The organism is Actinomadura kijaniata NBRC 14229 (assembly GCF_001552175.1).
Taxonomy (GTDB): Bacteria; Actinomycetota; Actinomycetes; order Streptosporangiales; family Streptosporangiaceae; genus Spirillospora; species Spirillospora kijaniata.
The window spans coordinates 1-7,364 of sequence record NZ_BCQR01000286.1 but is presented as its reverse complement, the minus strand read 5'-3'; the positions used below and the strand labels follow the sequence as shown (position 1 = coordinate 7,364).

General features: G+C 74.1%; 7 protein-coding genes. 3 read left to right on the top strand and 4 right to left on the bottom strand.

Annotated features, from left to right (window positions below):
• A partial coding sequence (locus AKI01S_RS52350; protein WP_169814144.1) for a hypothetical protein occupies positions 1-772 on the top strand: 772 nt, incomplete at its 5' end.
• A 21-nt stretch (positions 773-793) separates the two neighbouring features.
• Here the strand turns inward: AKI01S_RS52350 and AKI01S_RS47520 are convergent.
• Positions 794-1,744 (bottom strand): alpha/beta hydrolase, encoded by a 951-nt coding sequence (locus AKI01S_RS47520; RefSeq protein WP_067833445.1) that lies wholly within the window; start codon positions 1,742-1,744, stop codon positions 794-796.
• Between the two features lie 50 nt (positions 1,745-1,794).
• Between AKI01S_RS47520 and AKI01S_RS53125 the strand changes: the two genes are divergently transcribed.
• Entirely contained in the window at positions 1,795-3,444 is a 1,650-nt protein-coding gene (locus AKI01S_RS53125; protein WP_067833442.1) for a serine/threonine-protein kinase, read from the top strand.
• A gap of 106 nt (positions 3,445-3,550) precedes the next feature.
• Positions 3,551-4,951 carry an amino acid permease gene (locus AKI01S_RS47510; RefSeq protein ID WP_067833439.1) on the top strand — a complete coding sequence of 467 codons (1,401 nt, stop codon included), beginning with the start codon at positions 3,551-3,553 and terminating at the stop codon, positions 4,949-4,951.
• On the opposite strand, the gene AKI01S_RS47505 is transcribed toward AKI01S_RS47510, so the two are convergent.
• From AKI01S_RS47505 to AKI01S_RS47495, 3 genes are all read right to left on the bottom strand, one after another.
• On the bottom strand, positions 4,948-5,583 hold the full coding sequence (locus AKI01S_RS47505) for a LysE family translocator (RefSeq protein WP_067833436.1): 636 nt from the start codon (positions 5,581-5,583) through the stop codon (positions 4,948-4,950). The genes AKI01S_RS47510 and AKI01S_RS47505 overlap by 4 nt on opposite strands.
• A 52-nt stretch (positions 5,584-5,635) precedes the next feature.
• The gene (locus tag AKI01S_RS47500) at positions 5,636-6,925 is read right to left on the bottom strand and encodes a polysaccharide deacetylase family protein (RefSeq protein ID WP_174567487.1); all 1,290 of its coding nucleotides are present in this window, start codon (positions 6,923-6,925) and stop codon (positions 5,636-5,638) included.
• A gap of 105 nt (positions 6,926-7,030) precedes the next feature.
• The coding region (locus AKI01S_RS47495; protein WP_157420707.1) for an ATP-binding cassette domain-containing protein at positions 7,031-7,364 on the bottom strand (334 nt) is incomplete at its 5' end.

The window sequence follows — 7,364 nt, the reverse complement described above, 5'->3', positions numbered from 1 at the left end:
GCTCGGCGCGGACACCACCCGCCGCGACGCCGCTCCCGGCCCGGTGGCCCGGCCGTCGCGCAGCGGCCCGTCCCGCAAGCCGCTGCTGGTCGGCGCGGGCGTCGTCGCCGCCGCGCTGGCCGCCGTCGTCGGGATCGTCGCGGTGGCGGGCTCCGACGGGCCGCCCGACCAGCTCGCCACGGTGTTCAGCGACAACTTCTCCAGCACCAGCTCCAACTGGGGCGGCGGCACGTTCACCAGCGGCTACGGCTACGCCAACGGCGTGTACCGGATGGAGACCAACAGCGCCTATCCGGCCCGCGACCAGTGGTCCCCCAAGCCGGGCCCCGAGATCCCGCAGAACGCGCTGGTCTCCGTCACGGTGACGTCGGCGGAGGGCTCCCCCGACAGCCAGTACGGGCTGGCCTGCCGCTCCAACAACGACGGCAAGGACCAGTACGCGTTCGTGGTGCGCAAGGACGGCAAGGGCGCGACCCTGACCAAGTACTCGGCCCGGACCGGCTCCAAGGACCTGCTGACCGTCGACGAGGTGCCCGGCCACAGGGCCAAGGGCCCCAACCGGCTCCAGGTCGCCTGCGCGGACCCCGACGGCAAGGGCAAGGAGGTCCGGCTGCGGCTGTGGGTCAACGACGAGCAGGTCCTCGACCACACCGACGGGCAGCAGCCGCTCGCCAACGGCTGGGCCGGGCTCACCGTCCGGCGGGGCGGCAACCCCTCGGTGCCCTCGGTCGTCGACTTCGACGACTTCGACATCTCCAAGGTCATCGGCTGAGCCGCCGCCCCGCCGAGGCCGTCAGGCGGGCAGGTAGCCGCGCATCCAGCGGGCCAGCTCGCCGAACACCTCGTCGCGGGCGGGCTTGGCCGACAGCACCAGGTCGTGCAGGCCGTTCTCGATCCGCACCAGGGTGACGTTGCGGCCCAGGCGCGGCGCCCAGCGGGCCATGTGCTCGACGTCCAGCACCGCGTCGCCGCCGGAGACGTCGATCACACCCGGCCGGGGCCGCACCGACCGCCGGGACGTCATCACCAGCACCGGGACGTCGATGTCCAGCCCGGCGTGCAGCCGAAGCTGGCCGCGCCGCACCGCCGCCAGCCAGGCCGCCCGCACCGGGAACCCGAGCAGGGGCTTCCACTCCAGGTCGAAGTCCCACTCGCCGCCGTGGTCGCGGTGCAGGCTGCGCGCGTAGGCGTCCGACACCCCGGCGGGCAGCACCGCCTTCGGGAACCGGCGGTGCAGCGCCCGCGCCAGGCCCGCGCCGAGCCGGCGCACCGGCGGCGGCTCGTTGATGTCCAGGAACGGGCTGTTGAGGAACACCCCGTCGATCAGTCCCCTCCCCCGCGCGTCGGCCCACAGCGCGGCGATCAGGCCGCCGGTGGAGTGGCCGTTGAGCAGCAGCACGTCGTGGCCGTCGTCCTCGCGGACGATCCGCACCGCCGCGTCGATCTCCGGGAAGTACTCGGTGAGGCTGCGCACGAAGTTGGGCGTCTGGTGGGGGCGCAGCGAACGCCCGTACTTGCGCAGGTCCAGGGCGTAGAAGTCGAAGCCCTGCTCGACGTAGAAGTCGGCCAGGTGCTTCTGGAAGAAGTAGTCGACGAACCCGTGCACGTACAGCACCGCCCGCCGCCGCGGGTCGGTCGCGCGACGGCGCACGAGGGTGGCCACGACGGGTCCCTCGGAGTCCTCGCCCATCGGCAGTTCGATCGCCTCGTACCCCGGGCCCAGCACGTCCACGCTCACGTCCATGGGCACAGCGTACGGGGGCGCCCCCGCCAAGATCAGGTAATCTCCGGCCCATGCCCGCCCTTCTCCTGCCGACCGACCCCGCCCGGGTCGGCCCGTACCGTCTCACCGCCCGGCTCGGCCACGGCGGCATGGGCACGGTGTACCTGGCCGAGGACGAGGGGGGACGGCACGTCGCGGTCAAGGTGATCAACCGGGAGCTGGCCGGGGACGAGGGCTTCCAGGCGCGGTTCCGGCGCGAGGTGACCGCCGCCCGGCGGGTCCGCCGGTTCTGCACGGCGGCGGTGCTGGACGCCGAGGTGGGTTCGGACGGCGTAATGAGCAGGGACGGCGAACCGCCGTACGTGGTCACCGAGTACGTCGAGGGGCCGACGCTCGCCGCCGCGGTCGCGGAGCGGGGGCCGCTGCGCGGCGGCGACCTGGACGCGCTGGCGGTGGGCATCGCCACGGCACTGACCGCGATCCACGGCGCCGGGATCGTGCACCGCGACCTCAAGCCCGCCAACGTGCTGCTGTCGGCCACCGGCCCACGCGTGATCGACTTCGGGATCGCCCGCGCCCTGGACGCCGCCGACGGCCCCACCCGCACCGGCCAGTTCGTGGGGACGCCCGCCTACACCGCGCCGGAGGTCCTGAACGGCGGGGAGGTCACGCGGGCGACCGACGTGTTCGCGTGGGGCTGCGTGGTGGCGTTCGCGGGGACGGGGCGCGCGCCGTTCGCGGGCGCGACCGTGTCGGAGGCGCTGTACCGGATCTCGCACGAGCCGCCCGACCTGGAGGGCCTGGACCCGGCGCTGGTGGAGCCGGTGAGCGCGGCGCTGGCCAAGGACCCCGCCGAGCGCCCCACCCCGCAGGATCTGCTGGTCCGGCTGACCGGGCACGCGGCCCCCGCCCTCGCCGACCCCGGCCGCACCGCCGTCGACCCCGGCCGCACCACCGTCGAGCCCGCTCCGGCGCGTCCCCGGCGGGGCCGCCGCCCCCTGGTCGCGGGGGGCGCCGCGCTCCTGGCGCTCGGCATGGCGCTCGGAGCGGCGGGCCAGGCGCGGCTGGGCGGCGGTTTCCGGTCGAAGGGGAAGACCCCGGCGACCGCACAGGCGCCCACCCCCGGGACCCCGTTCTTCCCCAGGGACGGTTTCGACAACGACCGCGGCGGCTGGGACGGGACCGGGTGCGGCGTGTACCGGGACCAGAGTCTCCAGGTCTCCACCGAGACCACCGACGCCACCGAGGAGTACTGCCCGCTGCCCGGCGAGCGCGCCGTCGCCGACGGCCGCACCCTGCACGAGGTGTCGGTCTCCTTCGCCTCGGGCGGCTCCAGCGGGTACGCGGGCCTGTACGTGCTCAACCGGGAGAACTCCGACGACGAGGGAAGCCGCTACGAGGCGATGCTGCGCTGGGACGGCGTGCTGCGGCTCCGCAAGGTCGTCGACGACGACCCGGTGCGCGGCGCCGTCCGCAACGTCGAGCTGCCGGGCTTCCGCGCCCAGCAGGCCAACCGGCTCCAGGTCGAGGTGGACCTGACCGGCCACGCCACCGGGCTCCGGGTCTGGGTGAACGGGCGCCGCGTGCTGGAGTTCACCGACTCCGCCCGGCCGCTGCGGCGGGGGACCGACGCGCTGGCCGTCCACCACGCGGACGGCGCGGACGAGACCTCCGCGGCGATGGCTCGTTTCGACGACTTCATCATCACCCGCCTCCACTGATAGAGCCCGTCCGGAATATGGACAGCCCGGCCCGGTATTCGAGCATCTCCGCAGGACACCTAAGGTAAGTCCCTGCCAGGAGCGCCAACCGTCCAGAAGGCCAGGGATGTCCGAAAACCACCAGCAGACCGGGCTGCAAGCCGGGCTGCGCCGCCGCCACATGACCATGCTCGCCATCGGCGGGGCGGTCGGCGCGGGCCTGTTCGTCGGCAGCGGCAACGTGATCAGGACCGCGGGTCCGGCCGCGATCCTGTCCTACGCCGCGGCGGGCCTGCTCGTCCTGTTCGTGCTGCGCGCGCTCGGCGAGATGGTCGTGGCCCGGCCCGTCGCCGGGTCGCTCGCCGAGTACGCCCGGATGGCCCTCGGCCCGGCCGCGGGCTTCACGATCGGCTGGCTCTACTGGTACCTGTACGTGATCCTGGTCGGCGCGGAGGCCGTCGCCGGGGCCGCGATCCTGGCCTCCTGGATCGACCTGCCGCAGTGGCTGCTGGCCGCCGCGCTGCTGCTGGTCATGACCGCGGTCAACCTGGTGTCGGTGCGGTCGTTCGGCGAGTTCGAGTTCTGGTTCGCCTCGATCAAGGTCGTCGCGATCCTGGTCTTCGCGCTGCTCGGCGTCCTGTACCTGCTCGGCCTGTGGCCGGACGCCCCCGGCGGCCTGGGCAACCTCACCGGGCACGGCGGCCTGGCGCCCAACGGCGTCACCTCGGTCTTCACGGCGATCGTGGCGGTGATGTTCGCGTTCGGCGGCACCGAGATCGTCACCATCGCCGCCGCCGAGAGCGACGAGCCCGGCCCCGCCGTGGCCCGCGCCACCAACAACGTGCTGTACCGCGTCGGCCTGTTCTACGTGCTGTCGATCTTCCTGGTGGTGGCGATCCTGCCGTGGAACGACGCGCACGTGCTGGAGAGCCCGTTCGTCAGCGCGCTGGACACGATGGGGATCCCCGCCGCCGGAACGATCATGCAGGCGATCATCCTGACCGCCGTCCTGTCGGTCCTGAACTCGGCGATCTACGTCTCCTCGCGCATGCTGTACGTCCTGACCCGCGACGGCGACGCCCCCGCGGGCCTGGTGAAGCTGAACCGCAACGGCGTCCCGGTCCGCGCGATCCTGCTCGGCACGGTCGCCGCCTGGGGCGCGGTCGTGGCCTCCTACGTCTCGCCCGACGAGGTCTTCAAGTTCCTGATGAACTCGATCGGGGTGATCCTGGCCTTCGTCTACCTGGCGATCATGCTCTCCCAGCTGCGCCTGCGCGCCCGCCTGCGGCGCGAGGACCCCGCGAGCCTGACCTACCGGATGTGGGCGTTCCCGTACCTGTCCTGGCTGACGGTCGCGGCCCTGCTGGCGGTGCTGGTCTCGATGGCGCTCATGCCCGGCCAGCGCTCCCAGCTGGCCGCCTCCCTGGTCAGCCTGGCGGTGGTGGCGGCCCTGTACCCGCTCCGCAGGCGCTTCGGCGCCAGGCCCCCGGTCCGCGAGGTGGAGACGATCCCCGCCCGGCGGCCCTAGTCCCTGCGGCCGGTGGCGGCGACGGTGACGCCGAGGCCGATCATCATCAGGCCGCCGGTGCCGCCGATCGCCGCCAGGCGGCGGGGCGAGCGGGCCAGCCACGTGCGGGCCGCGCCCGCCGTCAGGCCCCACACGCTGTCGCACAGCAGGGCGATGGCGCAGAAGATCAGGCCGAACAGCAGCATCTGGAGCGGCACGTGGCCCCGGTCGCGGTCCACGAACTGCGGCAGCACCGCCACGAAGAACACCAGCGTCTTGGGGTTGGTGGCCCCGACGACGATCCCCTGCCACAGGGCGCGTCCCCGGGGGACCTCGACGGGGCCGCCGACGGCGTCCTGGAGCGAGCGGCGGTGCCGGAACGCCTGCACGCCCAGGTACACCAGGTAGACCGCGCCGAACAGCTTGAGCACGGTGAAGACGGTCACCGACCGGGCGACCACCGCGCCGACGCCGAACGCGACCGCGGCGACGACCGCGAACGCGCCCAGCGTGTTGCCGAGCACGCTGACCAGGGCGGTGCGGCGACCGTGCGCCAGGGCCCGGCCGACGACGAACAGCACGCTCGGGCCGGGGACCACGATGATCACCGTGGCGACGGCCGCGAAGGCGACCGCCTGGGAGAAAGTGGGCATGGCCGCACCCTAGGCCGCCGCCTCCGGCGGGCGACACTTCTTTTCGGCGGGGTCAGGGGGCGCTGAGGACCGGACCGGAGTCGGCGGCGTCACCGCCGGGCCAGGCCGCGGGCCGCTGCCCGACGTCGAGCCGCCGCAGCTCGCGCAGCACCGCCGGGTCCTGCGCGTCCAGCCAGTCCACGAGCTCGCGGAACGACACGCACCGCACCTCCGCCTTGACGCACACCGTGCGCATCACCTCCTCGACGGCCTCCATGTAGATGCCGCCGTTCCACCGCTCGAAGTGGTTACCGATGATCATCGGGGCGCGGTTGCCCGCGTAGGCGCGGTGGAAGCCGCGCAGCAGCCCCTGGCTCATCTGGTCCCGCCACGCCGCGCGGGCCCCGGTCCGGCCCAGCGACCGGCGGGACTGGTTGGCCATGAAGTTGTAGTCCATGGTCAGCACCTCGAACGGCCGGCCGGGCATCGGCACCTGCTGGAGGGGCAGGTCCCACAGCCCGTCGACGCGGCGCGGCCAGACCTGCTCGCCGACACCGCTGGAGTCGTAGCGGAAGCCCATCTCGCGGGCGGCCCGGCGGAGGTTGGCGCGGCCCTCCAGGCAGGGGGCGCGCCCGCCGATCAGCTCCCGGTCGTAGTCGAACGGGAACGGCGGCAGGTCCCGCCACCCGGTGGTGGTCTTCCAGTTCTTGACGAACCACCTGGCCTGCTCGATCTCCGAGCGCCACTGCCGCGGCGTCCACGACCCGACGCCGCCGGGCCCGCAGAAGTGCCCGTTGAAGTGGGTGCCGATCTCGTGGCCCTCCAGCCACGCCCGGCGGATCTCGTCGACGGTGCGGCGGATGCTGGCCTCGCCCAGATAGGAGATCGCGGACGCGCCGCGCGGGTGGCCCGGCGGCCGGTACCGCATCCGCTCCCGCTCCGGCAGCAGGTAGATGCCGCTCAGGAAGAACGTCTGGGTCACGTTGTAGCGCCGCCCGAGCTCCCGGAAGCGCGAGAACAGCCGGTTGTCGTCCTCCCCCGCGCCGTCCCAGGAGAACACGACGAACTGCGGGGGCCGCGCGCCGGGCGCCAGGCGGGCGGGCCGGTCCAGGCCGGGCTGGGCGCCGCTGAACGCGGTCGAGCCGTCCCCGATCAGCGTCTGCCGCGCCGGCGGGGCCGCGCCCTCCGCCGCCACGACCCGCTCGGCCACCTGCCCGGCGGCCTGTCCCACCGCCTGCGGCCGGGCGGTCGGGCTCAGCTCCGGCCCGGGCGCCACGGTCCCGCCGCCGAGCAGCCCGCACGCGTGCGCCGTGCCCGCCACCATGGCCACCGCGACCGTCGCGCCCGCGGCCGCCTTCGCCACACCCGCCACATCAACCCCCGGACCACATGATCATGTGTCCACGGTGGCAGCACCGGGGGGCGGGGGCCGTCCGGAACGGCGTGGTCTTTCCGGACGCTCACCGCGTCATTGCCGTCCGGTTGCCATCACCGGGATCGCGTCGAGCAGCGCCCGCGTCTCGGGGTGCCCGGCGGAGTCCAGCGCGGAGACGGGCAGGTCCTCCACGACCCGCCCGGCCGCCAGCACCACCACGCGGTCGGCGATCCGCCGCGCGACCCGCAGGTCGTGGGTCACGAACACCACGGCCAGGCCCTCGTCGCGGCGCAGCCGGTCCAGCAGCGCCAGCACGCGTTCCTGGGCCAGCACGTCCAGGCCGGTCGTGGGCTCGTCGGCGAGCAGCAGCGCGGGCCCGGCGGCCAGCGCCCGCGCGAGCGCGACCCGCTGGCGCTCCCCGCCCGAC

What these genes read in the sequence shown, in the direction of transcription:
- AKI01S_RS47520 (WP_067833445.1), bottom strand. Translation starts at nt 1,744, where the DNA reads ATGGACGTGAGCGTGGACGTGCTGGGCCCGGGGTACGAGGCGATCGAA.
- AKI01S_RS53125 (WP_067833442.1), top strand. Translation starts at nt 1,795, where the DNA reads ATGCCCGCCCTTCTCCTGCCGACCGACCCCGCCCGGGTCGGCCCGTAC.
- AKI01S_RS47510 (WP_067833439.1), top strand. Translation starts at nt 3,551, where the DNA reads ATGTCCGAAAACCACCAGCAGACCGGGCTGCAAGCCGGGCTGCGCCGC.
- AKI01S_RS47505 (WP_067833436.1), bottom strand. Translation starts at nt 5,583, where the DNA reads ATGCCCACTTTCTCCCAGGCGGTCGCCTTCGCGGCCGTCGCCACGGTG.